Origin of the sequence: Microbacterium sp. NPDC091676 (genome assembly GCF_044756645.1) — a bacterium.
Lineage (GTDB): Bacteria > Actinomycetota > Actinomycetes > Actinomycetales > Microbacteriaceae > Microbacterium > Microbacterium paraoxydans_D.
The window spans coordinates 456,439-480,584 of record NZ_JBIVTI010000002.1 but is presented as its reverse complement, the minus strand read 5'-3'; the positions used below and the strand labels follow the sequence as shown (position 1 = coordinate 480,584).

The following is a 24,146-nucleotide window of genomic DNA, read 5'->3' as shown; positions in this document are numbered from 1 at the left end:
GATCCGATATATCAAAATGACGGTTCCTACAGAGTCGTACCGTGCCCATGTGGTTCGTAGAGGAGAAGCATGTCGCCGGGGGAGTGGTTCGTCGCTTTCAGACGCGCGTGGCTGGGGATGCTCGTGGCATTCCTGCTGTGCATCATCGGATCGGGGGCGCTGCTCCTGGTCACGCCTCCGGCGTACGAGGCTGAAGCCGAGATCGTGTTCAGCGCCGACCCCGGGGCGACGAACTTCGTGCCCCGCACCGTGGCGACGAACGCAGCGGTCCGGGCGCGTTCCGCGAGCGTGATCGCGACGGTGGCCGAGAAGTTTGACGTGAACCGGTCGGAGCTCGCCGACGGCGTGTCGGCGACCTGGATCGCCGACACCTCGATGACGGCCATCATGGTCACTCACACCGATCCGCGGCTGGCGGCTGATCTGGCGACCGCGATCGCGGAGACCGCGGCGGACCAGGCCGGCTCCGACGTCCGTGCTCGCGCCTATGGCGCAGCCATCCCCGAGTCGCCGGTGCGGCCTCAGGTCGCGACCACTCTCGCCGTCGGGGTGCTTCTCGGTATCGCGCTCGCGCTCGTCTACGTGGCGCTGCGGTTCGCGCTCTCCCGCCGGATCCGCTCCGTCGCCGATGCGGCCGACCTGACCGGACTCCCGGCCTATGCGCTCCCGAGCGGCGCGCTCACGCCAGAGCAGACCCATGAGCTCCAGATGCTCACCAGCGTGTGGGCGGGGGAGGGGCGGGTCATCGCCCTGCTGCCCGTGGACGCCACGATCGACGCCTCCGAGGTGGTGGAGCGCATCGAGGCGGGGCCCGCAGGGCTGACCGTCGTGCGCTTGCCGCTGTCCCGGAAGGGCCTGCCGGATGCCGGTGCCCTCCAGCGCGACGGGGCCCTCGTGCTCCTCATGAAGATCGGCGAGACCAGCAGACGTGCCGCGGACACCCTGGGCCACCTCCGACGCGAGGGCGTCGCGAACCTGCGCGGCGTGATCGTCCTCGGCAGCGGAGCGCGCCGGCGTGCGACGAGCACCGTGAGCGATCCCGGGAACGGAGCACGCGCATGAGCACGGTGGATGAGCCAGGGCGGAGCAAGGCGAGTCTCTTCGCGCTCGACGGACTCGCGTGGACGGTGGCAGGGCTGCTCGTTGTCCTCCTGCGCTACGACTTCCTCGTGCCGGCCGTCGTGTGGCCGTTCACCGCGATCGTGGTCGCCGGCCTCATCGCCGGACAGTTCGCAGCCGGCTTCCTCCTGCACCTGTACCGCGGACGCTATCTGTACGGGTCGATCGAAGAGGTCCGTGCTCTCGGCGTGACCGCGCTCATCGTCGGGGTCCTCCTGGGCGGCGCCCTGCTGGTGTGGATGCGACAGCCGGCGGAAGCGCTCCGCAGCGCGCTCTCGGCCACCGCCATCGCGCTGATCCTCATGCTCGTCTTCCGCTACGTGCCCCTCGTCTTCACCCGGAACGCCAAGGAGGCCCCCGCGGCATCCCGCAAGGTGCTCGTCTTCGGCGCCGGCTGGGTGGGGCAGCAGCTCATCAGCCGGATGCTGAACGAGACACAGGATCCCGTCTTCAACCCCGTGGGCCTCATCGACGACGACCTGAAGAAGCGCAACCTGCGGGTGAAGGGCGTCCCCGTGCTGGGCACGCTCTCCCAGCTGAACGCCGCCGTCGAGGTCAGCGGAGCGACCGAGCTCATCATCGCCGTCGGACGCGCGGATGCGCCCCTGCTGCGTCGCGCCACCGACGCCGGCACCGCCGCCGGCCTGAACGTGCTCGTCCTCCCCGAACTCGACAAGGTGCTGCAGGGCGCGAGCCGGATCCGCGACCTGCGCGACGTGAGCATCGAGGACCTCATCGGTCGTCAGCCCGTCGACACGGACGTCAAGTCCATCGCCGGGTACGTGACCGGGAAGCGCGTGCTCGTGACCGGTGCCGGCGGGTCGATCGGAGGCGAGCTGTGCCGCCAGCTCGCGCAGTTCGGCCCGGAGACCCTCATCATGCTCGACCGCGACGAGAGCGGACTCCAGGGCAGCCAGCTCAGCATCTCGGGCCACGGCCTGCTCGACACCGACGACGTGGTCCTGGCCGACATCCGCGATGTGGAGTCGTTGCGCGAGATCTTCCGTCGGCACCGCCCGCAGGTGGTCTTCCATGCGGCGGCGCTGAAGCACCTCCCCATGCTCGAGCAGTACCCCGAGGAGGCCTGGAAGACGAACGTCCTGGGCACCCGCAACGTGCTCGAAGCCGCCCTCGACGTCGATGTCGACACCTTCGTCAACATCTCCACGGACAAGGCGGCGAACCCGTCGAGCGTGCTCGGACACTCGAAGCGCGTCGCCGAGAAGCTCACGGTGTGGGCGGCGAACACCTCAGGGCGCCGGTACCTGTCCGTGCGGTTCGGCAACGTCATCGGCAGTCGGGGCTCGATGCTCCCGATGTTCCGTACCCTCATCGAGGCCGGCGGCCCGGTGACGGTGACGCACCCCGAGGTCACGCGGTACTTCATGACGATCTCGGAGGCGTGTCAGCTCGTCGTCCAGGCGGGCGGTATCGGCCGTCCCGGCGAGGTCCTCATCCTCGACATGGGCGAGCCCGTGCGGATCCTCGACATCGCCCAGCGCATGATCGCGATGTCCGGCGAGTTCATCGAGATCGTCTACACCGGCCTGCGACCGGGGGAGAAGCTCCACGAGGAGCTGATCGGAGCCGACGAGGTCGTCGAGCGGCCGTTCCACCCCCAGATCCAGCACACCTCGATCGGGAGCATCAGCCCTCAGGCGCTCGACCTCGACGGGTGGATCCGACGACTACGCCCCGCGGAAGAGGTCGCACCCGGGTCCGTGCTCGGGCGAGAAGGAGAACTCCAGCGATGAGTGATCGCATCTACATGTCCTCCCCGGACGTCGGCGAGCGGGAGGAGCAGGCGATCCTCGCGGCGCTGCGCTCCGGATGGGTCGCGCCGCTGGGGCCCGACGTCGACGCGTTCGAGCGTGAGCTGAGCACGCGGGTCGGCGCCCGGCACGCCGTGGCTCTGAGCTCGGGGACCGCGGGGCTCCACCTGGGTCTCCTCGCCCTCGGCGTCGGTGCCGGGGATGTGGTCATCACCTCGAGCTTCACGTTCGCCGCCACCGCGAACGCCATCGCCTACACCGGTGCGACGCCCCACTTCATCGACGCCGACCCCCAGACGGGGAACATGGACGTGGTGCTGCTGGCCTCCGTCCTCGCGGAGCTCGCCGGCCAGGGCACGCCGGCGGCCGCGATCGTCCCCGTCGACCTGCTCGGCAAGGTGGCCGACATGGAGGCCATCGAAGACCTCGGCCGTCAGTACGGCATTCCGGTGCTCGCCGACGCGGCAGAGTCGCTCGGCGCCCGACGTCACGGCCGCGCGGCGGGGAGCTTCGGGACGGCCTCGGTGGTCTCCTTCAACGGCAACAAGATCATGACCACGTCCGGCGGCGGGATGCTGCTGACTGACGACGCGGAACTGGCCGACCGGGTCCGCTACCTCGCGACCCAGGCCCGGCAGCCGGTGGCGCACTACGAGCACACCGAGATCGGGTACAACTACCGCCTGAGCAATCTGCTCGCGGCACTCGGGCGCGCGCAGCTCTCCCGGCTCGACGACATGATCGCGCGTCGCCACCGCTGGCGCGACGAGTATCGGGCGCTCTTCGCCGAAGTGGACGGCGTCACGATCTTCGGCGGCGACGACGATGCGGACGACAACGCGTGGCTCACCGCGGTGCTCGTCGACGAAGCCGTGACCGGCTGGAACGCGTCGGAGCTCTCCGCGCACCTGGGCGCGCACGACATCGAGTCGCGGCCGTTGTGGAAGCCGATGCACCTGCAGCCGGTGTTCGCCGCTGCTCCCGCCGCGGTCACCGGAGTCGCCGAGCGGTTCTTCCGGACAGGCATCACCCTGCCCTCCGGTTCGGCGCTCTCGGATGAGCAGATGCACCGTGTGCAGGGCCTGATCCGCGAGTTCCTGGTGGAACGGGCATGAGCCGTATCGTCTCCGACGCGCTGAAGCGGACGGGGGACGTCCTGGTCGCTGCCGTCGTGCTGATCGTCTCCCTGCCCCTGCAGGTCGTCGTCGCGATCCTGATCCTCGCGCGGCTCGGTCGCCCGGTGGTCTTCCGGCAGCCGCGTCCCGGCCGGAACGGGGAGATCTTCACGCTCTACAAGTTCCGCACGATGCGCCCGATCGATCCGCACCGCGGGGTCGCGAGCGATGAGGACCGGCTCACCCGTCTCGGCCGGCTGCTCCGCGGCACGAGCGTGGATGAGCTGCCGACGTTCTGGAACGTGCTCCGCGGCGACATGAGCCTGGTCGGCCCGCGTCCGCTCCTCGTCTCCTACCTCGACCGCTACACCCCGGAGCAGGCGCGTCGGCATGAGGTGCGACCGGGGGTCACCGGTCTCGCGCAGGTGAGCGGGAGGAACGCCGTCGACTGGGACGAGCGGTTCCAGCTCGACGTGCACTACGTGGACCGGCGTTCCCTGCGCCTGGATCTCTGGATCCTCTGGCGCACGGTGGCCGTCGTCGTGCGCCGCGACGGCGTCAGTGCCCAGGGCCACGCCACGATGCCGGAGTTCCGCCCCGAGCGGAGGGACGTCGATGCGTGACCTCGTCATCCTCGGCGCCGGCGGGTTCGCCCGCGAGACCCTGGACGTCGTCGAGGCGATCAACGCAGTCGCCCCGACGTACACGGTGCGGGGTTTCGCCGACGACGCCCCCCGCGACCTCGCGCTGCAGCGCCTGAGCGAGCGCGGTCACCGCCACCTCGGCGGCATCGATGAGGTGCTGACCGCCTTCCCCGACGCCGGCGTCGTCATCGCCGTCGGCGCGCCGGTGCAGCGTGCCGCCCTCGCCTCGCGCGTGGAAGACGATCGCGCCGTCACGCTGGTCCATCCCGGAGCCTCCATCGGGTCGCGCACCACGATCGCCGCGGGCTCGGTGGTCTGCGCCGGGGCGCTGGTCTCGACGAACGTCCGGATCGGACGCCACGGGCACCTGAATCCGGGCGCGATCGTCGGGCACGACAGCGTCCTGGACGATGCCGTCTCGGTGAATCCCGGCGCCGTGGTCTCCGGAGACGTGCATATCGAGGCGCAGGTTCTCGTCGGCGCCAACGCCGTCGTCCTCCAGGGGCTGCGCATCGGCGAAGGCGCGACGATCGGCGCCGCGGCCTGTGTCACGAAGGACGCCCCGCCGCGGGTGACACTGGTGGGGGTCCCCGCCCGCGTCCACCAAACGACAGGAAAGAGTCACAGCTCGTGAAGGTCCTCATCACCGGCGGAGCCGGCTTCATCGGTTCCAACCTCGTGCGCCGGTTCAACGCCGAGGCCCCGGAGGTCGACGTCCACGTCCTCGACGACTTCAGCACCGGGCGGGAGACGAACCTGTCGGGCACCGACGCGACGGTGCACCGCGGCTCGGTCGCGGATGCCGAGGCGGTCGCCGCGGCGTCGGCGGGCGCGGACGCGATCGTGCACCTCGGGGCGCTCGGCAGCGTGCCGCGCTCCATCGACGACCCGATGGCGTCACATGTCGCCAACCTGACCGGCACGCTCACCGTGCTCGAGGCCGCGCGGCGGGAGAACGCATACGTGGTGATGGCGTCGTCGAGCTCCGTCTACGGTGCGAATCCGGCACTGCCGAAGTCGGAGTTCGACTGGACCCGGCCGATGAGCCCGTACGCCGCGACGAAGCTCGGGGGAGAGGCGTACGTGCTGGCCTACCAGTACTCGTACGGCCTGCCCACGCTGGCCTTCCGCTTCTTCAACGTCTACGGGCCGTATCAGCCGGCGGACCACGTCTATGCCGCCGTCATCCCCCGCTTCCTGGACGCGGCGCTCGCCGGTCGGCCGCTGACCGTGCACGGCGACGGGCTGCAGTCCCGAGACTTCACGAGCGTCGACAGCGTGACGCAGGCCCTCATGGTCGCCGTGCGCGACCGCGTGGTGTCCGAACACCCGGTGAACCTCGCCTTCGGCACCCACACGTCGCTGCGCGAGCTGATCACCGTGATCGAGCACGAGATCGGCACCTCGGTCGCCGTCGAGCACGTCGACCCGCGCCGCGGTGACGTGAGAGCGTCGCAGTCGGACGGCGTGCGGTTGCGCGAACTGTTCCCGGATGTCCAGCCCGTGCCGCTGGAGGCAGGGATCGCGAAGACGGTCGCGTGGTTCCGGAGCAAGGACTCGTGAGCGCAGCCGTCCCGGCGCGCATTCTGATCGGGGTCACCGCGGACGTCTCGGTCGGGCTGCTGGCCGGTCTGCCGCAGACGCTCGCCGCGGCAGGATGGGACGTGCACGTGGTCAGCTCCCCGGGGGAGCGGCTGGATGCCCTGAGCGCGGCCCCCGGCGTCACGGTGCATCCCCTTCCGATGGCGCGGGAGATCGACCTGCGGCGCGATCTCCGCGGTCTTCGCGAGTGGATGCGGCTGATCCGCCGGATCCGGCCGGACGTCGTGTTCGTCGGCACCCCGAAGGCGGCACTGCTGGGGATCACCGCGGCCCGGATCCTCGGCGTGCGCACGCGTGTGTACCACCTGCGCGGCCTGCGTCTGGAGACCGCCACCGGAACGATGCGCCGCATCCTCACCATGATGGAACGGCTGACCATCCGCCTCTCGACGAGGACGCTCGCGGTGAGCCCGAGCCTCCGGGACCGGGTCCTGGCGCTGGGGCTGGCTCGCGCCCCGCGCGTCGTCGTGCTCGGACGGGGGAGTTCGAACGGGGTGGACGTCGAACGCTTCACACCGGACACCCGGGCGGCGGACGTCGACAGTCTGGACCCCCAGGTGCCGGTGATCGGGTTCGTCGGCCGGCTGAACCACGACAAAGGTCTGGAGGTGCTCGCCGACGCCTGCCGTCTCCTCGACGAGGAGGGGGTCGTGCATCAGCTGCTGATCGTCGGCGGCGTCGACGGCGCGGAGCTGACCGCGTTCGCGCAGCTCCATCGATCACCGATCGTGCTCGGCGCGGTGGCGGACACGTCGGGGTACTATCCGCTGATGCGCGCGCTCTGCCTCCCCACGCTGCGGGAGGGCTTCCCCAACGTGGTGCTGGAGGCGTCCGCCACCGGGGTCGCGGTCGTGACGACCGATGCGACCGGCGCGGTCGACTCCGTGATCCCCGAGCGCACCGGCCTGATCGTGCCGGCCGGCGATGCGGCGGAGCTCGCCGTCGCACTGCGCCGCGTGCTCGAGGCCCCGGATCTCGCCGCCCGGCTGGGAGCGGCGGGGCGCGACTTCGTGGTCGAGAACTTCGGCCGCGCGGGGGTGCAGTCCGCAGTGGCCGACTTCCTCCGCGGCGAGCGGGACCGAGGACGGCGATGACCGACGTCCCGAACGGCCTCGCGTCCCTCGTCGTGGTCGTCCTGCTCCTCGGGCTCACCGTCCTGACCTGGTTCGTCGCTCGCCGCGCGTTCCTCCCCGTGGCGGTGCACAACGGCGTGTGGGCGGTCACGCTCACGCTCGTGGCATCCGGGCTCATCGCCTACCACCGCGCCTCCCTCGCGGCGTGGGGAGTGCTGGTCGTCGGGCTCGTCTTCTTCTCGATCGGCGCCTGGGGTGGCGCGGCGCTCGGATCCCGTACCGCGCGGAAGGCGGACCTCGCCCCGCGCGATCACGCGCTCGTGAGCCGGCGCACGCTGCTCATCCTGTCCGGGGCGTATGTGGTCGGCTTCGCCACCTACCTCTGGACGATCCTCCAGCGGTTCGGCTGGGAGACGTTCCTCTTCCAGCCGGTCGCGATCCGTGGCGCCACCGAGTCCTACCTCGCGGGTGTGCCCCTGTGGGCCCGCGTGCTGATGTACGTCGGGCCGCTTCTTCTGGCGCTGTTGATCGTGCCCGGCTCGGTGCGCGGCGGCCTCGCCTGGTGGTGGCGCGTTCCCGGCGCCGCGATGCTCGCGGTGTCGATGCTCGCGCTCCTGCAGCGCACGAACCTCTTCGCCGGGGTGCTGCTCGCGATCGGTGCGCTGCTGCTGCTCTTGTATGGTCGTGCTCGGGACGACGGCGCATCGCGTGGCTGGTATCGGCGGCGATGGGTGCCGGTGGCGGTGATCGGAGGCATCGGTCTCGGCGCGCTCGTCGCGTTCCAGGTGCTCGCCGGCGCGCTGGGCAAGACGGGCGATGTCGGTGCCAACGTCTCGCCCCTCCTCAGCGCATCCGGACTCTCCAGCCCCTTCATCTATCTGACCGCCGGCGTCCCCGCCTTCCTGTCGCTGGTCGACTCGACCAACGGCGCGTGGCCCCCCACGGGCGGGTCGCGTGTCGTGTACGGCGACTACAACCCCCAGACGTTCGGGACGGCGTACTTCGAACCGGTCCTCAGCTTCCTCCCGGGCTTCCGCACCTGGAACCCGGTGGCGCCGTTCGCCGACGTGGGCACGCTCACGAACGTGTACACCTGGGTGGAGCCGTTCTACCGCGACGGCCGCGTCATCGGCGTCGCCGTGGGCGTCGCCGCGATCGGGGCGCTCGTCGCCTATCTGTTCGCCACAAGGCGGGCGTCGGCGACGCGCTGGTGGCTCGCAGCCCTCCTCGTCTCCACGCTCTTCCTCGCCACGTTCACGCAGAAGACCAACAACACCCTCTACCTCGTGACCGCGGCGATCATCGTGGTCCTCGGCATCGTGAACGCCCGAAGGAGGGGACGGACATGACCGCGCTGCACACGTACACGAGCTACGGCCGGGCGGCGGGGAGCGCGCGCGTCCGGGTCTTCGACTGGCTGGATCGTGTGGACGTACCGGCGATCTCGCACTCCTATCTCGACGGTGCGAACAACTCTCCCCGGACGTTGCTCCGGGATCCCCGGCGGGTCCTCGCCGCCGAGAGCGCGTTGCGCCGCGCCTCCGTCCGAGACGCGACGGTCCTCGTCTCGCGCCAGGCGAGCCCCTTGAGCCGGGGCGGCGTGGAGGCGCGGCTGCTCCGCCGCGCGGCCACGGGTGTGTACGACTTCGACGATGCGCTCTACCTCGACCGCCGCGGGCCCTTCCCCAAGGCGTCGATCTGGCGGGCGGCGGTGTCGGCCGCGGATCGGGTGATCGCCGGAAATGCGACCCTGGCCGAGGAGGCGAGCCGGCTGAACCGCGACGTGCTCGTCATCCCCAGCTGCGTCGACCCGGACCAGTACACACGGAAGACCGACTTCGCCGCGCAGGAGACTCCGCGGGCGGTGTGGATCGGCTCACCGGCCACCGAACGGTACCTCGGCGACATCGCGCCCGCGCTGCTGCGCGCACACACCGAGCTCGGCATGCGGCTGACCGTCATCAGCGCAGGGCGCGCGTCGCTCGGGCCTCTGGACGCGCTCGTCGACCGGGTCGAGTGGTCCCCGCTGACCTTCGGATCAGCGCTCGCCACGGCCGACATCGGGCTGATGCCGACTCCGGACACCCCGTGGGCGCGGGGCAAGTGCGGGTACAAGCTGCTGCAGTACGGTGCCGCCGCCCTCCCCATGATCGGAGACCCGGTCGGCGTCAACGCCGAGATCCTGCAGCGGGCGGACGGCCTCGCGCCGCGCGCGCCAGGGGAGTGGACGGACGCGCTGCTGGGCTTCTTCGGGGAGAGCGCGCAACGACACCGGGATCGGGGGAACGCGGGTCAGCGAGCCGTCGTCGAGCATTACAGCTTCTCGGCGTGGGAGCCCGTCTGGCGTCAGGCCGTCATCGGCGCCTGACCGGAGCGCCTGGCCACGACGAGCCAGCACGCGGAAGACACGAGCGTGGAGACGGCGTAGGCCCAGATCGCCCCGCTCAATCCGGCCAGCAGAGCGCCCAGAAGAGGCCCGACGACGCCGAGCGCGGTCTGCACCAGGCGGGCGGTGAGGAGGCCGCGGCGGGAGGCGCGGAGGCGGGAGACGATGTAGAACGTGTGCCCGACCATGTTCGCCATGACGAAGAGTGCCGTCGGGAGGGCGAAGGGCACGAGGTCGCGAAGCGTGCCCAACGGCCAGGTGGTCGCCCCGAGCAGCAGGAGGGCAGCGGCCGCGAGGGCACCGAAGGCGATGCCCCCGGCGAGGACGAGCCCGATGGTGGGAGCCGACATCCGCAGGCGCGCGATGCGGGGGCGGATCGGGTTCAGCAGCAGCCGCACCGGCGCCGCCACGTTCGAGACCGCGCGGTACACGCCGAACGGGCCCACTCCGAGGATCGGGGCGAGTGCGTACGGCGTGCCGATGGCCGAGGCGTCCATGATGAGAGAGTCGCGGAGCAGCGGGGCGATCGCGGCGCGCCGCTGACGGATCCAGCGGGGCAGCGCCCCGGGACGCACCCGTGCGGGCCACGGGGAGAAGACGGCTGCCGCGATGCTCGACGCCGCCCAGGTGCCGAGCACCCACGAGAGCTCTCCGTTGTGGAGGAGGAGAGTGAGCGCGCTCAGCGCGAGCGCGACGACCGCCCCCACGGCGTCGCCCAGGAAGGAACCGCGGGCGTCGCCGTGCTCGACCGCGTAGAAGCGGGCGGTGGAGCGGTAGGCGCTGCCGGCGATCGCCAGCGCGACGAGCCACCAGTACGGGCTCAGCGCGGAGTCGGTCACCGCGACCACCAGGCCCGCGACCGCGGCGAAGAGCAGAGCGAACTCCGTGGAGGCGCCGCCGAAGTCGCGCCAGGGCACGGGGGTCTCGACGCGCGAGCGGGTCGCGGCCTCGCAGATGACGGAGAGGGCCAGGGACAGCGCGAACGCCCCGGCGAGGTAGACGATCGAGAAGAGCCCGAAGTCGGTCGGTGCGAGCGTGACGAGTCCGAGCACCTGCACGGACAGCGTCGCGACCGCGGCGGCCGATGACGTGAGGATCAGGCGCAGCGAGCTCACAAACGAACGACCCGGGCGCCCGTGAGCCGGCCCTTGGTGTCGAGCACCGGGTTCGGCGAGTCCTGGAGCAGGCTCAGGTCGAAGTCGGAGTGGTCGGTCACCAGGATCACCAGGTCGGCGGCGGCGATCTCCGCGGCGGAGTACTCGACGCGCTCCACCGCGGCCGGCCAGCGGTGCGTCTCGACATGGGCGTCCGCACCCCGGATGGACGCGCCGAAGGCGGTGAGCAGTTCGATGAGACGGAGCGACGGGGACTCGCGGATGTCCGCAGTGTCGCGCTTGTAGGCGAGACCGACGAGCAGGATCGTGGAACCGTTGAGCGAGCGCCGGTCCTCATTGAGGAGCTCCATCGACCGCTGCGCGACGTAATCGGGCATGTGGTCGTTGACGTCGTTCGCCAGCTCGACGAACCGGAAGCTGCGTCCGAGCTTGCGGCGCACCTGCCAGGAGAGATAGCTCGGGTCGACGGGCAGGCAGTGCCCGCCGACGCCCGGTCCCGGGGTGAACTTCATGTACCCGAACGGCTTGGTGGCCGCCGCGTCGATCGACTCCCAGATGTCGACGCCGAGATCGTGCGCGAAGACGGCGAGCTCGTTCACCAGCGCGATGTTCACGTGGCGGAAGGTGTTTTCCAGCAGCTTGGTGAGCTCCGCCTCCTTCGGCGTCGTCACCGGGACGGTCTCGTCGACGAGTCGGTCGTAGAAGTCCTTCACCCGGGCCAGCGAGGCCTCGTCGATGCCGGAGACCACCTTCGGCGTGTTGACGAAGCCCCACTTCGGGTTGCCGGGATCGATGCGCTCCGGGCTGTAGCCGACGGCGAAGTCACGGCCGGCGACGAGGCCGGAACCGGCCTCGAGGAGCGGGACGAGGATCTCCTCGGTGGTGCCGGGGTACGTCGTGGACTCGAGCACGACGGTCGCTCCGGGGGTCAGTCGCGTCGCCAGCGACTCTCCGGCGGACTCGATGTAGGAGATGTCCGGCAGGCCTTCCCGCAGCGGGGTGGGGACCGTGATCACCGCGACGTCGAAGCCCTCGGCATCGTCGTAGTCGGACGAGGCGAGGTACCTCCCGGTCTCGATCGCCTCGGTCAGCTGCGCGGTCGAGATGTCATCGACATACGACTCACCGCTGCGCAGGGCGCTGATGCGCACCGCGTCGACATCCAGGCCGACGACCGTCATGCCCACCTCCACGGCGCGCATGGCGACCGGGAGCCCCACATAACCCTGACCGACGATGACAGCTTTCACGTACGCTCCTCCATGGTGTGGTCGAACCCCGCCATGGGCGTGCGATGCCGTGTGCGTCGCTGCTCAGGTCCACGTCGGTAGTATATTGCGGTGACCCGAGACTCCCGACGTGCGCGTCGAGCCCACCGAGAGCAGACGAGCCGCCGCCGACGACGGACGCGGATCATCCTCTGGATCGTCGGAGTCGTCCTCGCCCTTCTGATCGCCGTCGGGGTCATCGCCGCCCTTCTCATCCCCCGGGCGCTCGACGCCAGGGACAAGCTCGAGGCCTCGGTGCCGCTCGCCCAGAGCATCCCGGGGATGATCGCCACCGGAGACACCGCCGGCGCTCAGGCCGCAGCCGAGGAGCTGACCGAGACCGCCACGTCCGCCCACGAGCAGACGAGCGGATTCCTCTGGGAGTCGCTGGAATGGGTGCCCGTCGTGGGACCGAACCTCCACGGCGTCCGCATGGCGACGGCGGCCGTCGAGGAGCTGGCCACCCAGGCCCTGCAGCCGGCCTCCGCCATCGACATCGCGGCGCTCCGGCCGTCCGACGGCGGTCTCGACCTCGAGGCGATCCGCGGGATCGGCGACATCGCACACTCCGCGGATGACGCGGTCCGCAACGCGTCGGCCCTGCTCGCCGACGTCGACCGCGACGCGCTCCTCGGACCGGTCGCCTCCGGTGTCGATCGCATCGAGAAGATCCTCGGCCCCGCCGGCACCACGATCACCGGTGCGCTCCCGCTGATCGACGCCCTCCCGGAGATCCTCGGTGCGGGCGGCCCCCGGGATGTCCTGGTCATCTTCCAGAACAACGGAGAGGTGATGTCCGGCGGCGGCACCATCGGCTCCCTCGCCCAGGTGCACATCGACAACGGTGCGATCTCGATCGTCGACCAGTCGTCCGCTTCCGGGCGCGACTTCCCGAACTTCCTCCCCCCGGTCGGAGGGGTGACGGACGAGGAGGCCGATCTCTACGGCAACCTGTTCGGAAGCTACGTGCAGGCGCTCACGCGCTCGCCGCGCTTCGACCGGACGTTCGAGATCGCGCGGGACATGTGGCGCGAGGCCAAGGGGGTGGAGGTCGACGCGGTGGTCGCTCTCGACACCGTCGCTCTGAGCTACCTCCTCGTCGCGACGGGTCCCGTGGCCATCCCGGGCGGGCTCGAGATCTCCAACGCGAACGCGGTCGCCATGCTTCTCGGCGACCTCTACAAGACCTACGAGCCCGCGCAGGTCGACATGATCAACCAGGTCTTCGCGGGCCTCACGCTGCAGAAGCTCATGGGTGGCCAGGTCGACTTCGCGAAGCTGTCCTCCGTTCTCGGACTGGCCGCGGAGGAGGGGCGCATCGCGATCTGGAGCTCGCGGGAGTCCGAGCAGGAGCTCATCGCCGGGACGCCGCTCGACCGCCGCGGTCCCACGGCGGCGGAAGGCGCAGAGGCCTTCGGCGTCTACTTCATCGACCGGACCCCCGGGAAGATGCAGCGGTACATGACGCAGCAGATCGACGTCAGTCAGCCGGTCTGCGCTGCCGACGGCCGTCGGCACGTGTTCGTCACGGTGACGCTGGGCAACACCGTCGATCCGGCAGCGGTGCCGTCCCTGCCGGAGTACGTCACGGGCATCGGCCTGGAGACGCCGAAGGGCTCCATGCAGGTGGAGACCCTCGCCTTCGCGCCTCCGGGGTACTCGCTGCTCGGTCAGCGGACCGACACCACGCTCACGCGGGACGAGGTGCATCGCGACCAGGAGTTCACCGTCGGCACGATGCGCCTCTACCTGGCCCCGCAGGAGACGCGGACGCTGACCTATGAGTTCGTCGCCGACTCCGACCAGCCCACGAAGATCGAGGTCGACACGACCCCCGTCGTGACCCCGACCACGCTGACCCAGAACGCCGTCACCTGCCAGTGACCGCTGTGAAGGTCGCCCGCCCCACTCTGCAACGCCTGGACGCGATGGGCGATGTCATCGCGGCGGTGTGCCTGGTGTATCTGATCGTGTTTCCGGTGGGACACAATCTTGTTCTCGCGTCGGTGCTGCTCCTGCTCGGGATGTGGTGCATCCTCCGTCTGATCCGCCGTCCCCGACACTTCCCCCCGCTGCTGCTGGTCGCGGCGGGATGTGCAGGGGTGGCAGTGCTGATCGGTGTCGTCGGAGGAATCGGTGACCCCGGCTTCGCTCACTCGCTCATCAGCTGGGTCGCCGCCCCCCTGCTGTTCTGGGTGTGGGCGAGCCAGATCGATCAGCGCACTCTCCGCCTGTTCCTGTGTGCTGCCGCCGTAGCGACCATCGTCCTGGCGGCGATCGTGCTCGCCTTCTGGGGGGCTGGCGCCCTGGGGATCACGTCCCCAGGCTGGATCGGCGCTCTTTTCGACGCCGACATCTCTGGCGTCTGGCCGAACGTGGTCGTCGGCGTGTACGGGGCATCTTCGCTGATCGCGGTCGGCCCTCTCTGGATCGTCGGGATGTTCTTCGGAGGGCGTCAGCTTCCCCGGCGCGGTCTCATGATCGCGGCCGCCACACTCGCGACCTTGGCAGCCGTGGTCAGCACCCGCAGGGCCGCGCTCGCGTTGACGCTCGCGGTGCCCGTGCTCATCTTCGTCGTGTATGTGGTCATGGCGGGGCGCGCGTGGTTCACCCGTCGCCACATCAGGGTCGTGATCTCCACCATCGGCGTCGCGGCGGCTGCGGTTGCAGGAGTTCTCGTCACTCCGGCTGGGCAGCGGATGAGCGCGGGGGTGTTTGCTCTTATGACGGGGCGAGGCGGGACCGCCGATGAGGACCTGCGGATCGAGCAGGTCGGTCGACTGTGGGCGGGGTTCGTGGACTCGCCGGTGTTCGGCCATGGGATCGGTGCCGTGATCCCCGGATACGCGCGCAGCGAAGACCGGCCTTGGGCCTTCGAGATGCAGTATCACCTGATCCTCTTCCAGGTCGGCGTTGCCGGGGCATTGCTTCTCATGGCCAGCGCTGTCCTCGTTGTCTGGGCGGCTGTGCGCGTCGCCACACTCCGACCCGACGCGCGGCCGGCGATCTTCACGACGGGCGCAGGGGCGCTCGCCGTCATCGCGGCTAACGCACTCAACCCTCTGCTGCAGGCGCCCGGCCACTTCTGGCCGGTTTTCCTGTTCATCGGCGCGATCGCCGCGTTCTGGCCGGACTCGCCGATTCGACAGTGGTCCCTGGGGGCGACCGCCCCTGGTGACGACGCGCCGCTTCGTGCAGACTAGGCGCACATCGCACATCGTCTCCGAAGGGGAATCATGGGTATCGAGGACGCCGTCAACAAGGGCAAGGACCTGTACGAGCAGAACAAGGACAAGCTCGCCGAAGCGGTCAAGAGCGAGCAGGCAGAGGACGTCAGCGACAAGGTGCTGGACGGCGTCGCCGACTTCGCGAAGAAGATCGCACCCGGCGCGGCCGACAAGATCGACGAGATCCGCGACAGCGCGGACAAGAGCATCGGCAACGAGTAGAGCCGGATGTACCGGAGAGCGGCGGTCCCCGAGATCGGGACCGCCGCTCTTCCGCGTCGGGAGGATGCCGGTGCACGGCGCCCTCGGATGTGGCGCATTCGCGGATACATCGAGTAGGATCATCTCGACCGCCTGGGGATCTTGCGGTCGGGGACGCCGAAGGGGTTCGGCTCCCGAATCACGCGGTTCGTCCGCGTTGGAAATCTGGGGAAAACGATTTTGGGGATCATCGTGCGACGCGCGCACTCCGTGCGCCTGAGCGTCTCCCCGCCTGCGCGGCGGGTCTTCCGCCGTGCCCTCGGTCGAGGCGTCCGGCGTCCCTTCACGCTGGATTCCTCGCGTTCGGTGTGCCCCCTCGCACTGAACGCCCTCCCCAAGCGGGGCGAGGCATGGGGATGCCTCGCCCCGCGCTCCTCCGCGGGCTGAACGCGCGCGGAGGGGGGAGTCCCTGAGAGTCCGGTGAGCGCGACACGCCCGGGTTTGCAGAAGTGAAATCCGCCGTGGCAGAATAGACAGGTTCGATATTCCGTCGCCGCTGTGCGTGCGCCGGATCACTGCCAGGGCAGTGCATAGACGGCGCCTCCTCCGGGAGGCTGCAGGGTTCTAGGCCGCGGGTAGCAGAACACAATCCCGACACCTTCATCATCGAGGGCACTGCCGTGCGCGGCGGGGGTCGGGCATCCGTCACCTTCGGGTGTGCGGCTGACAGCAGAACAGTGGTGCAGCCTCTTCGACAGGCTCCCTGACCGCGAGGTCGAGAGCCCGAGAAGACGAGTGCCGAGGCGCGAACAGCGCCGACGTGCGTCCAATGCCCCAAGGCCACCCGGTCTCGGACGGTAAGACGCTTAAAGAGAGAGAGCAGACAATGGCGGGACAGAAGATCCGCATTCGCCTGAAGTCGTATGACCACGAGGTCATCGACACGTCCGCACGCAAGATCGTCGACACCGTGACCCGTGCGGGCGCGACCGTCGTCGGACCCGTGCCCCTTCCGACCGAGAAGAACGTCGTGTGCGTCATCCGGTCGCCCCACAAGTACAAGGACAGCCGCGAGCACTTCGAGATGCGCACCCACAAGCGTCTGATCGACATCGTCGACCCGACGCCCAAGGCCGTCGACTCGCTGATGCGTCTCGACCTGCCGGCCGACGTCAACATCGAGATCAAGCTCTGAGGTTCGACATGGCTGACATCAACTCCAAGGTTTCCAAGGGCATGCTCGGCACCAAGCTCGGCATGACCCAGGTCTGGAACGAGAACGGCAAGCTCGTTCCCGTCACCGTCATCGAGCTCGCGCCGAACGTGGTCACCCAGATCCGTACCCCCGAGAAGGACGGCTACAACGCCGTGCAGATCGCGTACGGCCAGATCGACCCGCGCAAGGTGAACAAGCCCCTCTCGGCTCACTTCGAGGCTGCCGGCGTCACGCCGCGTCGCCACGTGACCGAGGTCCGCACGGCCGACGCCGCCGACTACACCCTGGGCCAGGAGCTCACGGTGGACGGCACGTTCGAGGCCGGCCAGCTCGTCGACGTCGTCGGCACGAGCAAGGGCAAGGGCACCGCCGGTGTCATGAAGCGCCACAACTTCAAGGGCGTCTCGGCATCGCACGGTGCACACCGCAACCACCGCAAGCCCGGCTCCATCGGCGCATCGTCGACCCCGAGCCGCGTCTTCAAGGGCATGCGCATGGCCGGCCGTATGGGTGGCGAGCGCGTGACCGTCCTCAACCTCACGGTGCACGCCATCGACATCGAGAAGGGACTCATGCTCGTCAAGGGCGCCGTCCCCGGTGCTCGCGGCCGCATCGTCTACGTCCGCAACGCAGTGAAGGGTGCCTGATCATGGCTGACTCCACTCTCGCGCTCGACGTCCTCAAGGCAGACGGCAAGAAGGCAGGCTCGGTCGAGCTTCCCGCCGCTCTGTTCGACGTCAAGACGAACATCCCGCTCATCCACCAGGTCGTCGTCGCGCAGCTCGCGGCGGCTCGCCAGGGCACGCACTCGACCAAGCGTCGTGGCGAGGTCTCCGGTGCCGGCCGCAAGCCCTTCAAGCAGAAGGGCACGGGTAACGCCCGTCAGGGCTCGATCCGCGCGCCGCACATGACCGGCGGTGGCATCGTGCACGGCCCGAAGCCGCGCGACTACTCGCAGCGCACCCCCAAGAAGATGATCGCGGCCGCCCTGCTGGGCGCGCTCAGCGACCGCTTCCGCGGTGACCGCCTGCACGCGATCGACACGTTCGGCACCGACGGCGCGCCGTCGACCAAGGCCGCCGCGGGCTTCCTCGCCCAGGTCGCCACGTCGAAGAACGTCCTCGTGGTCATCGAGCGCGGCGACGAGCTCGCGCTCAAGAGCCTGCGCAACCTCGGCAACGTGCACCTGCTGTCGTACGACCAGCTCAACGCCTACGACGTGCTCGTCTCCGACGACATCGTCTTCACCCAGGCCGCGCTCGAGGGCTTCATCGCCTCCAAGTCCGGCGCCAACCAGGAGGTCTCCGCATGAGCGAGCAGGCATCTGTTCTCCAGACGGCCCTGAACAAGGACCCGCGCGACATCATCCTGAAGCCGGTCGTGTCCGAGAAGAGCTACGGCCTGATCGACGAGGGCAAGTACACCTTCCTCGTCGACCCGCGCGCTTCGAAGACCGAGATCAAGCTCGCCATCGAGAAGATCTTCGGCGTCAAGGTCGCGTCCGTCAACACGATCAACCGCGTCGGCAAGGCCCGTCGCACCCGCTTCGGCACCGGTAAGCGCAAGGACACCAAGCGCGCCATCGTGAGCCTGAAGTCGGGCACCATCGACATCTTCACGGCAATCGGCTGATCCGGGGGATAAGGACAATCATGGCTATTCGCAAGTACAAGCCCACGACCCCGGGCCGTCGCGGCTCGTCGGTGGCTGACTTCGCCGAGATCACCCGATCGACGCCGGAGAAGTCGCTGCTGCGCCCGCTCTCGAAGACCGGTGGTCGCAACAACCAGGGCCGCATCACGACCCGTCACATCGGTGGTGGCCACAAGCGCCAGTACCGCGTCATCGACTTCCGTCGCAATGACAAGGACGGCGTGAACGCCAAGGTCGCTCACATCGAGTACGACCCCAACCGCACCGCGCGCATCGCGCTGCTGCACTACTTCGACGGCGAGAAGCGCTACATCCTCGCGCCGGCGAAGCTGAAGCAGGGCGACATCGTCGAGTCGGGCCCCGCGGCGGACATCAAGCCGGGAAACAACCTCCCGCTGAAGAACATCCCCACGGGTACGGTCATCCACGCCATCGAGCTCCGCCCCGGTGGCGGCGCGAAGATGGCGCGCTCGGCCGGTGCGTCGGTCCGCCTCGTCGCCAAGGACGGCCCCTACGCCCAGCTGCGTCTGCCCTCCGGTGAGATCCGCAACGTCGATGCGCGCTGCCGCGCGACCATCGGCGAGGTCGGCAACGCCGAGCAGTCGAACATCAACTGGGGCAAGGCCGGCCGCATGCGCTGGAAGGGCGTCCGCCCGACCGTCCGCGGTGTCGCGATGAACCCGGTCGACCACCCGCACGGTGGTGGTGAGGGCAAGACGTCCGGTGGACGTCACCCCGTCTCCCCGTGGGGTCAGGCCGAGGGCCGCACCCGCCACGCCAACAAGGAAAGCGACAAGTACATCGTGCGTCGTCGCAACGCCGGCAAGAAGCGCAAGTAGGAGTAAGAGAAGATGCCTCGCAGTCTCAAGAAGGGCCCCTTCGTCGACGAGCACCTGCTTCGCAAGGTGGTCGTGCAGAACGAAGCCGGCACGAAGAACGTCATCAAGACCTGGTCCCGCCGGTCCATGATCATCCCGGCCATGCTGGGTCACACGATCGCGGTCCACGACGGTCGCAAGCACATCCCTGTGTTTGTCTCCGAGACCATGGTCGGTCACAAGCTGGGCGAGTTCGCGCCCACCCGCACCTTCCGCGGCCACGAGAAGGACGACAAGAAGGGCCGTCGCCGCTGACGCGGCGGCGATAGAGGAGAGAGAAATGGTGGAGTCCATCGCACGCGTGCGACACATCCGCGTGACCCCTCAGAAGGCTCGTCGTGTCGTCGCGCTCATCAAGGGCAAGCAGGCCCAGGAGGCTCTGGCGATCCTGAAGTTCGCTCAGCAGTCCGCCAGTGAGCCGATCTACAAGCTTGTCGCGTCGGCCATGGCCAACGCGCAGGTCAAGGCGGATCGTGACGGCGAGTACCTCGACGAGCAGGACCTGTACGTGAAGAACGCGTACGTGGACGAGGGCACGACGCTCAAGCGTTTCCAGCCCCGTGCACAGGGTCGCGCTTTCCAGATCAAGAAGCGCACGAGCCACATCACGGTCGTGCTCTCGACGCCGGAGGCGGCTCCTGCCGCGGCCGGCGACAGCAACAAGAAGGCGAGCAAGTAATGGGACAGAAGGTCAACCCGTACGGCTTCCGCCTCGGCATCACCACGGACCACGTGTCGCGCTGGTTCTCCGACTCGACGAAGCCGGGTCAGCGTTACGCCGACTACGTGGCCGAGGACATCAAGATCCGTCGCCTGCTGCAGACGCAGCTCGACCGTGCCGGCGTCTCGAACATCGAGATCGAGCGCACCCGTGACCGCGTCCGCGTCGACATCCACACCGCCCGTCCGGGCATCGTGATCGGTCGTCGTGGTGCAGAGGCCGAGCGCATCCGCGGCGACCTCGAGAAGCTCACGGGCAAGCAGATCCAGCTGAACATCCTCGAGGTCAAGAACCCCGAGGCCGACGCTCAGCTGGTCGCCCAGGGCATCGCCGAGCAGCTCTCGGCTCGCGTGGCGTTCCGTCGCGCGATGCGCAAGGGTCTGCAGGGCGCGCAGCGCGCCGGCGCCAAGGGCATCCGCATCCAGGTCTCGGGCCGTCTCGGCGGCGCCGAGATGAGCCGGTCGGAGTTCTACCGCGAGGGTCGTGTGCCGCTGCACACGCTGCGCGCGAACATCGACTACGGCTTCTACGAGGCCAAGACCACCTTCGGCCGCATCGGCGTGAAGGTGTGGATCTACAAGGGCGACCTCACCGCCAAGGAGCTCGCGCGCGAGCAGGCCAACGCGCCGAAGTCGCGCCGTGACGACCGTGGTGACCGCCGCCGTGCCCCGCGCAACGAGGCACCTGTTGCAGAAGGAGCGTCGGCATAATGCTCATCCCCCGTAAGGTCAAGTACCGCAAGCAGCACCACCCGGGGCGCTCGGGTCAGGCCACCGGCGGCACGAAGGTCTCCTTCGGCGAGTTCGGCATCCAGGCCCTCACCCCCGCGTACGTGACGAACCGTCAGATCGAGTCCGCTCGTATCGCGATGACCCGTCACATCAAGCGTGGCGGCAAGGTGTGGATCAACATCTACCCGGACCGTCCGCTCACGAAGAAGCCTGCCGAGACCCGCATGGGTTCCGGTAAGGGTTCCCCCGAGTGGTGGGTCGCCAACGTCAAGCCGGGCCGCGTCCTCTTCGAGGTCGCGGGTGTCGACGAGCAGCTCGCTCGCGAGGCACTGACCCGTGCAATCCACAAGCTGCCGCTCAAGGCACGCATCATCAAGCGCGAGGAGGGCGACGCGTAATGGCGATCGGCACCAAGGAGCTCGCTCCGGCAGAGCTCGACACGTTCGAAGACCAGCGCCTCGTTGAGGAGCTGCGCAAGGCCAAGGAGGAGCTGTTCAACCTCCGTTTCCAGTCGGCCACCGGCCAGCTGGAGAGCCACGGCCGCATCCGCGCCGTCAAGCGCGACATCGCGCGCCTCTACACGGTGATCCGCGAGCGCGAGCTGGGCATCCGTGCGACGCCCGCTCCGGTCGAGGCTCCCGCGAAGAAGGCGACCAAGTCGAAGGCGAAGAAGGCGGACGCCGCCGAGGACGCCCCGAAGGAAGAGGCTGAGTGATGGCCACCAAGAAGGAAGCCGCCGTCGAGGCTGAGCACGCCGCTCACGACGTGCGCGACGCCGACGCCCGCGGGTACCGCAAGGCCCGTCGTGGCTATGTCGTCAGCGACAAGATGGACAAGACGATCGTCGTCGAGGTCGAGGACCGCGTGAAGCACCCGCTTTACGGCAAGGTCATCCGCCGGACGTCGAAGGTCAAGGCGCACGATGAGGCGAACTCCGCCGGCATCGGCGACCTGGTCCTGATCAACGAGACCCGCCCGCTGAGCGCCACGAAGCGCTGGCGTCTGGTGGAGATTCTGGAGAAGGCCAAGTGATTCAGCAGGAGTCCCGTCTCAAGGTCGCCGACAACACCGGCGCCAAGGAGCTGCTCACGATCCGCGTGCTCGGTGGCTCGCGCCGCCGGTACGCCGGTCTGGGCGACACCATCGTCGCGACCGTCAAGGACGCGATCCCCGGTGGCAACGTCAAGAAGGGCGACGTCGTCAAGGCGGTCATCGTCCGCACCAAGAAGGAGACCCGTCGTCCCGACGGCTCCTACATCAAGTTCGACGAGAACGCCGCCGTGATCCTGAAGAACGACGGGGAGCCCCGCGGCACCCGTATCTTCGGGCCGGTCGGCCGTGAGCTTCGCGACAAGAAGTTCATGAAGATCGTCTCGCTGGCACCGGAGGTCATCTGATCATGGCGAAGATCAAGAAGGGCGACCTGGTTCAGGTCATCTCGGGCGCCAAGCCCGAGCGTGGTGGCGACCGCGGCAAGCAGGGCAAGGTTCTCGACATCCTCGTCGAGCAGAACCGCGTCGTCGTCGAAGGCGTGAACTACGTCACCAAGCACACGCGCGTCGGTCAGACGCAGCGTGGCACGAAGACGGGTGGTCTCGAGACCGTCGAGGCGCCCATCCACATCTCGAACGTCGCACTCGTCGACCCCTCGACCAAGAAGCCGACCAAGGTCGGCCACCGGGTCGAGGAGCAGACCAAGGACGGCGTGAAGCGCACCGTCCGCGTGCGCTTCGCGAAGAAGAGCGGTAAGGACCTCTGATGGCAACGACCGACGCTGCGGTGGCTGGCAAGATCCAGCCCCGCCTGAAGGCGAAGTACAACGCCGAGATCAAGAAGGCTCTGCAGGACGAGTTCGGCTACGAGAACGTCATGCAGATCCCCGGCCTGGTCAAGGTCGTCGTGAACACCGGTGTCGGCGAGGCTGCTCGCGACAGCAAGGTGATCGATGGGGCGGTCGACGACCTCACCAAGATCACCGGCCAGAAGCCGATCGTCACCAAGGCCCGCAAGTCCATCGCGCAGTTCAAGCTGCGCGAGGGCCAGGCCATCGGCGCGCACGTCACCCTCCGTGGCGACCGTGCGTGGGAGTTCGTGGACCGCCTGGTCTCGCTCGCGCTGCCCCGCATCCGCGACTTCCGCGGTCTGTCGGCCAAGCAGTTCGACGGCAACGGCAACTACACCTTCGGTCTCCAGGAGCAGAGCGTGTTCCACGAGATCGATCAGGACAAGATCGACCGCGTCCGTGGTTTCGACATCACCGTCGTGACCTCGGCGAAGACGGACGACGAGGGCCGGGCGCTGCTCCGTCACCTCGGCTTCCCGTTCCGCGCGGACGACGCCCAGGCGTGACCCTTCGACGGGCTCAGTGGTCTCGTGTCACTGAGCCCGTCGATGTGCACGTACAATTGAAGATTGCGTGCTCATCGCAGGCCGTCTGTCGTGTAACGGCAGCCGGAACCTCATGATCGAAAGTAGACAACAATGACAATGACAGACCCGGTCGCAGACATGCTGACCCGTCTGCGCAACGCGAACTCGGCGCACCACGACTCCGTGACGCTGCCGTCGAGCAAGCTCAAGACGCACATCGCAGAGATCCTCCAGCAGGAGGGCTACATCGCCGGTTGGGAGACCTCCGACGCGCGCGTGGGCAAGAACCTCACGCTGACGCTGAAGTACGGTCCGAACCGCGAGCGCTCGATCGCGGGCATCAAGCGCGTGTCGAAGCCCGGCCTCCGCGTGTACGCGAAGTCGACCGAGATCCCCACGGTCCTCGGCGGCCTCGGCGTGGCCATCCTGTCCACCTCCTCCGGTCTCCTCACGGACCGCCAGGCTGAGCAGAAGGGCGTGGGCGGAGAAGTTCTCGCCTACGTGTGGTAATCCGAAATGTCGCGTATTGGACGACTTCCCATCGACGTTCCCGCGGGCGTGACCGTTTCGGTCGACGGCCGCGAGGTCGCGGTGAAGGGCCCCAAGGGTGAGCTCACCCTCACGGTGGCCAGCCCCATCGAGGTGTCGGTCGAGGAGAACCAGGTTCTCGTCACCCGCCCCGACGACGAGCGCGAGTCCCGGTCGCTTCACGGCCTGACCCGCACGCTCATCAACAACAACATCATCGGCGTGACCCAGGGGTACACCAAGGGTCTCGAGGTCGTCGGCACCGGTTACCGCGTGCAGCAGAAGGGCAACTCGGTCGAGTTCGCCCTCGGCTTCTCGCACCCGGTCCTGATCGACCCGCCCGCCGGCATCACGCTCACGGTCGAGGGCACGAACAAGCTCACCGTCAGCGGGATCGACAAGCAGGCCGTCGGCGAGGCGGCTGCGAACATCCGCAAGATCCGCAAGCCCGAGCCGTACAAGGGCAAGGGTGTGCGCTACGCCGGCGAGGTCGTGCGTCGCAAGGCCGGAAAGGCTGGTAAGTAACC

The 24,146-nt window shown here is 68.8% G+C and carries 30 protein-coding genes; 28 read left to right on the top strand and 2 right to left on the bottom strand.

The features are described 5' to 3' along the window. Positions 1 to 117 precede the first annotated feature (117 nt). Genes ACIQID_RS15505 through ACIQID_RS15465 form a run of 9 tightly spaced genes read left to right on the top strand, consistent with a single transcriptional unit; the run spans position 118 to position 9,693 of the window. Entirely contained in the window at positions 118 to 1,062 is a 945-nt protein-coding gene (locus ACIQID_RS15505) for a hypothetical protein (protein ID WP_331202047.1), read from the top strand. Further along, positions 1,059 to 2,873 (top strand): polysaccharide biosynthesis protein, encoded by a 1,815-nt coding sequence (locus ACIQID_RS15500; protein ID WP_400286725.1) that lies wholly within the window; start codon positions 1,059 to 1,061, stop codon positions 2,871 to 2,873. Before ACIQID_RS15505 ends, ACIQID_RS15500 begins: the two co-directional genes overlap by 4 nt. Then, complete coding sequence (locus ACIQID_RS15495) at positions 2,870 to 4,006, top strand: aminotransferase class I/II-fold pyridoxal phosphate-dependent enzyme (protein WP_331202045.1); 1,137 nt, start codon at positions 2,870 to 2,872, stop codon at positions 4,004 to 4,006. The genes ACIQID_RS15500 and ACIQID_RS15495 overlap by 4 nt, the downstream gene beginning before the upstream one ends. Further along, on the top strand, positions 4,003 to 4,629 hold the full coding sequence (locus tag ACIQID_RS15490) for a sugar transferase (RefSeq protein ID WP_312675650.1): 627 nt from the start codon (positions 4,003 to 4,005) through the stop codon (positions 4,627 to 4,629). Before ACIQID_RS15495 ends, ACIQID_RS15490 begins: the two co-directional genes overlap by 4 nt. Beyond that, positions 4,622 to 5,284: a NeuD/PglB/VioB family sugar acetyltransferase gene (locus tag ACIQID_RS15485; protein ID WP_400286720.1), complete on the top strand. Its 663-nt coding sequence runs from the start codon at positions 4,622 to 4,624 to the stop codon at positions 5,282 to 5,284. The genes ACIQID_RS15490 and ACIQID_RS15485 overlap by 8 nt, the downstream gene beginning before the upstream one ends. Then, complete coding sequence (locus ACIQID_RS15480) at positions 5,281 to 6,213, top strand: NAD-dependent epimerase/dehydratase family protein (RefSeq protein ID WP_312675647.1); 933 nt, start codon at positions 5,281 to 5,283, stop codon at positions 6,211 to 6,213. The genes ACIQID_RS15485 and ACIQID_RS15480 overlap by 4 nt, the downstream gene beginning before the upstream one ends. Then, the gene (locus ACIQID_RS15475; RefSeq protein WP_400286716.1) at positions 6,210 to 7,346 is read left to right on the top strand and encodes a glycosyltransferase family 4 protein; all 1,137 of its coding nucleotides are present in this window, start codon (positions 6,210 to 6,212) and stop codon (positions 7,344 to 7,346) included. The genes ACIQID_RS15480 and ACIQID_RS15475 overlap by 4 nt, the downstream gene beginning before the upstream one ends. After that, positions 7,343 to 8,674 (top strand): O-antigen polymerase, encoded by a 1,332-nt coding sequence (locus ACIQID_RS15470; protein WP_400286713.1) that lies wholly within the window; start codon positions 7,343 to 7,345, stop codon positions 8,672 to 8,674. Before ACIQID_RS15475 ends, ACIQID_RS15470 begins: the two co-directional genes overlap by 4 nt. Then, positions 8,671 to 9,693, top strand: a complete 1,023-nt coding sequence (locus tag ACIQID_RS15465; protein ID WP_400286710.1) for a hypothetical protein — start codon at positions 8,671 to 8,673, stop codon at positions 9,691 to 9,693. Before ACIQID_RS15470 ends, ACIQID_RS15465 begins: the two co-directional genes overlap by 4 nt. Here ACIQID_RS15465 and ACIQID_RS15460 read toward each other — a convergent pair. After that, on the bottom strand, positions 9,672 to 10,826 hold the full coding sequence (locus tag ACIQID_RS15460) for a hypothetical protein (protein WP_400286707.1): 1,155 nt from the start codon (positions 10,824 to 10,826) through the stop codon (positions 9,672 to 9,674). The genes ACIQID_RS15465 and ACIQID_RS15460 overlap by 22 nt on opposite strands. Then, positions 10,823 to 12,076 carry a nucleotide sugar dehydrogenase gene (locus ACIQID_RS15455; protein ID WP_312675641.1) on the bottom strand — a complete coding sequence of 418 codons (1,254 nt, stop codon included), beginning with the start codon at positions 12,074 to 12,076 and terminating at the stop codon, positions 10,823 to 10,825. The genes ACIQID_RS15460 and ACIQID_RS15455 overlap by 4 nt, the downstream gene beginning before the upstream one ends. A 90-nt stretch (positions 12,077 to 12,166) precedes the next feature. Here ACIQID_RS15455 and ACIQID_RS15450 point away from each other — a divergent pair, with 90 nt between their 5' ends. From ACIQID_RS15450 to rplF, 19 genes are all read left to right on the top strand, one after another. Next, complete coding sequence (locus tag ACIQID_RS15450) at positions 12,167 to 13,978, top strand: DUF4012 domain-containing protein (protein ID WP_331202037.1); 1,812 nt, start codon at positions 12,167 to 12,169, stop codon at positions 13,976 to 13,978. Next, a complete protein-coding gene (locus tag ACIQID_RS15445; protein ID WP_400286703.1) occupies positions 13,975 to 15,297 on the top strand; it encodes a hypothetical protein in 1,323 nt (440 codons plus the stop codon). Before ACIQID_RS15450 ends, ACIQID_RS15445 begins: the two co-directional genes overlap by 4 nt. A gap of 33 nt (positions 15,298 to 15,330) precedes the next feature. Continuing rightward, positions 15,331 to 15,543, top strand: coding sequence for a hypothetical protein (locus ACIQID_RS15440; RefSeq protein WP_249521568.1), 213 nt, complete (start codon positions 15,331 to 15,333; stop codon positions 15,541 to 15,543). Between the two features lie 865 nt (positions 15,544 to 16,408). Continuing rightward, positions 16,409 to 16,717 (top strand): 30S ribosomal protein S10, encoded by a 309-nt coding sequence (gene rpsJ / locus ACIQID_RS15435; RefSeq protein WP_017201594.1) that lies wholly within the window; start codon positions 16,409 to 16,411, stop codon positions 16,715 to 16,717. An 8-nt stretch (positions 16,718 to 16,725) separates the two neighbouring features. Continuing rightward, positions 16,726 to 17,385 carry a 50S ribosomal protein L3 gene (gene rplC / locus ACIQID_RS15430; protein ID WP_062632874.1) on the top strand — a complete coding sequence of 220 codons (660 nt, stop codon included), beginning with the start codon at positions 16,726 to 16,728 and terminating at the stop codon, positions 17,383 to 17,385. Positions 17,386 to 17,387: 2 nt separating this feature from the next. Beyond that, positions 17,388 to 18,050 (top strand): 50S ribosomal protein L4, encoded by a 663-nt coding sequence (gene rplD, locus ACIQID_RS15425; RefSeq protein ID WP_187662253.1) that lies wholly within the window; start codon positions 17,388 to 17,390, stop codon positions 18,048 to 18,050. Further along, positions 18,047 to 18,370 carry a 50S ribosomal protein L23 gene (gene rplW, locus ACIQID_RS15420; RefSeq protein WP_025102406.1) on the top strand — a complete coding sequence of 108 codons (324 nt, stop codon included), beginning with the start codon at positions 18,047 to 18,049 and terminating at the stop codon, positions 18,368 to 18,370. Before rplD ends, rplW begins: the two co-directional genes overlap by 4 nt. Before the next feature lie 20 nt (positions 18,371 to 18,390). After that, positions 18,391 to 19,230 carry a 50S ribosomal protein L2 gene (gene rplB, locus ACIQID_RS15415; RefSeq protein WP_130498099.1) on the top strand — a complete coding sequence of 280 codons (840 nt, stop codon included), beginning with the start codon at positions 18,391 to 18,393 and terminating at the stop codon, positions 19,228 to 19,230. Positions 19,231 to 19,242: 12 nt separating this feature from the next. Beyond that, positions 19,243 to 19,524 carry a 30S ribosomal protein S19 gene (gene rpsS / locus ACIQID_RS15410; RefSeq protein ID WP_017201589.1) on the top strand — a complete coding sequence of 94 codons (282 nt, stop codon included), beginning with the start codon at positions 19,243 to 19,245 and terminating at the stop codon, positions 19,522 to 19,524. A gap of 25 nt (positions 19,525 to 19,549) precedes the next feature. Next, on the top strand, positions 19,550 to 19,948 hold the full coding sequence (gene rplV, locus ACIQID_RS15405; RefSeq protein ID WP_025102404.1) for a 50S ribosomal protein L22: 399 nt from the start codon (positions 19,550 to 19,552) through the stop codon (positions 19,946 to 19,948). Next, complete coding sequence (rpsC, locus tag ACIQID_RS15400; RefSeq protein ID WP_025102403.1) at positions 19,948 to 20,700, top strand: 30S ribosomal protein S3; 753 nt, start codon at positions 19,948 to 19,950, stop codon at positions 20,698 to 20,700. Before rplV ends, rpsC begins: the two co-directional genes overlap by 1 nt. Beyond that, on the top strand, positions 20,700 to 21,119 hold the full coding sequence (gene rplP, locus ACIQID_RS15395) for a 50S ribosomal protein L16 (protein WP_025102402.1): 420 nt from the start codon (positions 20,700 to 20,702) through the stop codon (positions 21,117 to 21,119). The genes rpsC and rplP overlap by 1 nt, the downstream gene beginning before the upstream one ends. After that, the gene (rpmC, locus tag ACIQID_RS15390; protein WP_025102401.1) at positions 21,119 to 21,436 is read left to right on the top strand and encodes a 50S ribosomal protein L29; all 318 of its coding nucleotides are present in this window, start codon (positions 21,119 to 21,121) and stop codon (positions 21,434 to 21,436) included. Before rplP ends, rpmC begins: the two co-directional genes overlap by 1 nt. Beyond that, complete coding sequence (gene rpsQ, locus ACIQID_RS15385; protein WP_025102400.1) at positions 21,436 to 21,753, top strand: 30S ribosomal protein S17; 318 nt, start codon at positions 21,436 to 21,438, stop codon at positions 21,751 to 21,753. Before rpmC ends, rpsQ begins: the two co-directional genes overlap by 1 nt. After that, complete coding sequence (gene rplN / locus ACIQID_RS15380; protein WP_025102399.1) at positions 21,750 to 22,118, top strand: 50S ribosomal protein L14; 369 nt, start codon at positions 21,750 to 21,752, stop codon at positions 22,116 to 22,118. Before rpsQ ends, rplN begins: the two co-directional genes overlap by 4 nt. A gap of 2 nt (positions 22,119 to 22,120) precedes the next feature. Beyond that, positions 22,121 to 22,480 (top strand): 50S ribosomal protein L24, encoded by a 360-nt coding sequence (gene rplX / locus ACIQID_RS15375; RefSeq protein WP_312675632.1) that lies wholly within the window; start codon positions 22,121 to 22,123, stop codon positions 22,478 to 22,480. Then, positions 22,480 to 23,070, top strand: coding sequence for a 50S ribosomal protein L5 (rplE, locus tag ACIQID_RS15370; RefSeq protein WP_025102397.1), 591 nt, complete (start codon positions 22,480 to 22,482; stop codon positions 23,068 to 23,070). Before rplX ends, rplE begins: the two co-directional genes overlap by 1 nt. 132 nt (positions 23,071 to 23,202) lie before the next feature. Next, positions 23,203 to 23,601 carry a 30S ribosomal protein S8 gene (gene rpsH / locus ACIQID_RS15365; RefSeq protein ID WP_136028890.1) on the top strand — a complete coding sequence of 133 codons (399 nt, stop codon included), beginning with the start codon at positions 23,203 to 23,205 and terminating at the stop codon, positions 23,599 to 23,601. A 6-nt stretch (positions 23,602 to 23,607) separates the two neighbouring features. Continuing rightward, entirely contained in the window at positions 23,608 to 24,144 is a 537-nt protein-coding gene (rplF, locus tag ACIQID_RS15360) for a 50S ribosomal protein L6 (RefSeq protein ID WP_312675630.1), read from the top strand. Positions 24,145 to 24,146 lie beyond the last annotated feature (2 nt).